Source organism: Bradyrhizobium sp. 31Argb, assembly GCF_043638955.1.
Lineage (GTDB): Bacteria > Pseudomonadota > Alphaproteobacteria > Rhizobiales > Xanthobacteraceae > Bradyrhizobium.
In genome coordinates this window covers 1-1,546 of sequence record NZ_JBEGDB010000576.1, presented here as the reverse complement: position 1 = coordinate 1,546, position 1,546 = coordinate 1, and the positions used below count along the sequence as shown (strand labels likewise).

At 70.2% G+C, this 1,546-nt stretch carries 2 protein-coding genes; both read right to left on the bottom strand.

Features of this window, described 5'->3' with window-relative positions; genetic code table 11:
- The coding region (locus AAFX91_RS41540; RefSeq protein ID WP_394570330.1) for a hypothetical protein at positions 1 to 488 on the bottom strand (488 nt) is incomplete at its 3' end.
- Positions 489 to 536: 48 nt separating this feature from the next.
- On the bottom strand, positions 537 to 1,541 hold the full coding sequence (locus AAFX91_RS41535; RefSeq protein ID WP_394570331.1) for a peptidylprolyl isomerase: 1,005 nt from the start codon (positions 1,539 to 1,541) through the stop codon (positions 537 to 539).
- Positions 1,542 to 1,546 lie beyond the last annotated feature (5 nt).

Genomic DNA, 1,546 nt, shown 5'->3' with positions numbered 1-1,546 from the left:
GAGCGTCCGGCGGCCAGGTCGGCGGCGAAGCGGGCCTCGATCCGCAGCACCGGCGCACGGGCCTCCTCGCCAAGCCGGTCGTTGATGGGCAGATGCGCCAGCGTCAGCCGCGCGTCCGCGATCAACAGCCGCAGATGGCGCAGCATCTCCGCCCCCTGCGTCAGCACATCGTCAAACCGGATCATGCTGCCGAGCAACAGATCGGTTTCGAGTTCGAACTGGACGCGATGCCCATCGACCGTGGCCGGCACCACCTTGCGGATCTGCCAATAGGTCACCTCGCCGATCCGCGCGTCAGGGCCGTTGAGCTCCAGGCTGCAGCGGATCACCACACGGGTCAGGCCGTCGCCATCGCGCGCGAGCTGATCGCCGAACTGCAGCGAGACCCGGCACCCGGCCGGCAGCACATGCCGCCGCCAGGTCGCGAGCACGGCGCCGCGATAGCCGCAGATCCCGAGCAGCGCCTGAAGCTCGCCGGCGGTCAGCATCCAGTCCGGCGCCGGTTCGGCGATGGCGGCACGGCGGCCATCGCGCGGTTACCTTGCCGCCGGGGTCGGGCCGCCGATCAGGCCCGACAGCGCGAGCTCGTTGATGACGGGCGGATTCTGCTTCAACAGTTCGGCGAGGTAGGCGCGCCGCAGCATCGCCGCGCGCTCGCTGCGCATCTGCTGGACCAGCACTTCGCGCACCTCCGGCAAGGTCCGGGTGTAGGAGGCCTTGGTGTCGGTGAGCTTGATGATGTGCCAGCCGTCGTCGAGCTTGATCGGCTCGGCGATCGCATTCTTGGCGAGCGCCATGACCTGGGTGCGGATTTCGGGCCGGATCTGGGTCTCCGCCAGCCAGCCGAGCTCGCCGCCATTCTTGGTCTCGTTGGTCTCGTTGGCGAGCGCGGCGAAGTCGGCGCTAGGCGCCTTCAGCTTGCGCTGCAGCTCCTCGACCGCCTTCTTCGCCTTGTCCTCGGTCGCCTTGTCGGCGTCCTTGGCCAGCGGCACGAAAATCTGCGCCAGCTCGAACTGCCGCGGCATCAGGAACGAGGCCCGGTTGGCGTCATAGACCTTCTGCAGGTCGTCCTCGCTCGGGAAGCTGGCCGGCGGGGTCGAGACCTGCTGCAGATAGAGTTCGGCGACCGCGCTCTCGCGCACCCGGTCGAGCTGCTCGGCGATGGCCGCCTGTTGGTCCCACTTCTTGGCTGCGACCTCCTGCAGCACCAGGCGGTTGGCGAGCATCAATCGCACCGCCTGGCTGAGCAGGCTGGGATCCTGCCCGAACGCGGCGCGCTCGCGCGGCCCGAGCGCGGCGACATAGGCCCGGATCTGGTCGGCCGAGATGTTGGTGGTGCCGACCCGGGCGATCACATCGTCACCGGACTTGGCCGGTGCCGCGCCCTGCGTCACGGCCGCCGCTGCGGGGGCTACCGGCTTCGGCTTGGCGACGGCCTGGGCGGGCCGCTGCGGCGCCGGCGGCTGCGGTGTCTGGGCAATCGCGGCCAGCGGCAGGCCGGCGAGCACCGTCGCCAGGAGCGAGACGCGCAGGGAGCGGATCGGGA